Raw genomic sequence first — 2,064 nt, 5'->3', positions numbered from 1 at the left:
CGGTGGGGGTGGTGGCGCCCGCTGGCGCGGCCGGCCCGGAAACCCCGTTGGCCGAGGCGGAGTTGACGCCCGGTGCGAGCGGCGTCACGGCCAGCACGAGCGATGGGAACGAAGCGGCGAACGTGGTCGACGGCGACCTCGCCACCCGATGGTCGGGCGAGGGTGACGGCGCCTGGCTCCAGTTGGACCTCGGCGCGACGCACACCGTGGACGAGGTCAGGCTCGCCGTGCACCGCGGCGACACCCGGCGGAACGTCTTCGAGCTCCAGTACTGGAGCGGATCGGGCTGGGTCACGGTCTACGACGGCGAGAGCGGGGGCGGGACGACCGGCTTCGAGTCGTTCGCGTTCGAGCCCGTCCAGACCTCCCGCATCCGCTACCTGGGCCACGGCTACGAGGGCGGGGGTGAGGGCGACTGGAACAGCCTCACCGAGGTCGAGATCTGGAATGATCGGGGCGACGACGGCGGGGGTGGCGGCGACGCCGAACTGCCCTCCGAGGTCCTCGACCTGAGCGACTGGAAGGTGACGCTGCCGATCGGCGACGACGAGGACCCGACCGAGATCTTCCAGCCCGAGCTCGACGGCTACGCGCACGACCCGTACTTCACGGTCGCCGACTCCGGCGACGCGGTGCGGTTCCGGGCGCCCGTCAACGGGGTCACCACCGGCGGCTCCTCCTATCCGCGGTCCGAGCTGCGGGAGATGGAGCCGGGGGGCGGGGACGAGACCGAGTGGTCGTCGACGTCCGGCACCCACACCATGACCGTGCGGGAGGCGTTCACCCACCTGCCGGAGGACAAACCGGAGGTCGTCGGCGCCCAGATCCACGGCGGGGACGACGACGTCACCACGGTGCGCCTGGAGGGCGAGGAACTCTGGCTCACCGACCCCGACACCAGCAACCACCACCTGCTCGACGACGCGTACGAGCTCGGCACCGTCTTCGAGATCAGGTACGTGGTGAGCGGCGGTGAGATCGAGATCTACTACAACGGCCGGCTGGAGACGACCCTCGAACACCGCGACTCCACCAACTACTTCAAGGCCGGCGCCTACACCCAGGCCAACTGCGGCAACTCCTCCCCGTGCGGCTCGTCCAACTACGGCGAGGTGGAGATCCACGACGTGACCGTCACGCACGACGACGGCGACCGGCCGGCCGAGGGCACCGAGGCCGCCGAGCGGTACGGCTGGGGTGACCCGCTGCCGATCTCCGACGAGTTCGACTACACGGGCCCGGTCGATCCCGAGCGGTGGGCCGTGCCGTCGGGCGACTTCGGCGGCACCGAGGGCTGTTGGGAGGGGCACGCCGGCAACGGCCGCCGCTGCGCGGAGAACAGCCGGGTCGCGAACGGCATCATGACGATGACGGGCGAGGCCGACGGCGACACGGGATGGCTCAGGCAGGAACTCGACACCCGGTACGGCCGCTGGGAGATCCGGTCGCGCTCCCGCAACACCGGTGGGAGCGGCGGCACCTACCACCCGCTGCACCTGATCTGGCCCACCGAGGGCAACCGCCTGGAGAACGGCGAGTACGACTGGGTGGAGTACTCCGACCCGGACGCCGGGTGCGTCACCTCGTTCATGCACTATCCGGAGAGCCCGACGGACGAGAAGGAACGGGCCGACCTCTGTCCGGTGGACATGACCGAGTGGCACAACTTCGCGTTCGAGTGGACGCCGGACACGCTGGTCGGCTACGTCGACGGGGAGGAGTGGTTCCGCTACGCGGACGGCGCGAACGAGGACCGTGGCGACATCCAGGACGTGCCCTCGGGGCATCTCAACATCCAGCTCGACAACTTCACGGGGGAGAGCGGCCTGCGGCCGGCCGTGTTCGAGGTCGACTGGGTGCGCGTGTACGACTGACGCGCGATGCGTGAGGGCCCGCCGGAAGCTGTGAAGCCCCCGTGACTCCCCTGGTCGACCCGTCATGATGGTCCGCGACGCGCCGGGGGTGGCGTGGCGGAGGGGGACGATCATGGAGGCGTTGTATCCGGACGACCCGTCAACCATCGGGCCCTACCAGTTGCTCGGGCGGCTCGGCGCGGGCGGGATG

The 2,064-nt window shown here is 70.4% G+C and carries 1 protein-coding gene; it reads left to right on the top strand.

The window, feature by feature from the left end:
* Positions 1 to 1,874 (top strand): polysaccharide lyase family 7 protein (locus E1283_RS35620; RefSeq protein WP_243745335.1); only part of this gene is annotated, 1,874 nt, incomplete at its 5' end.
* Between the last annotated feature and the right edge of the window lie 190 nt (positions 1,875 to 2,064).

The sequence above is a fragment of the Streptomyces hainanensis genome (assembly GCF_004348415.1).
GTDB lineage: Bacteria > Actinomycetota > Actinomycetes > Streptomycetales > Streptomycetaceae > Streptomyces > Streptomyces hainanensis.
Note: the sequence above shows the minus strand (reverse complement) of the source record. Positions and strands in the feature narration are given on the sequence as shown.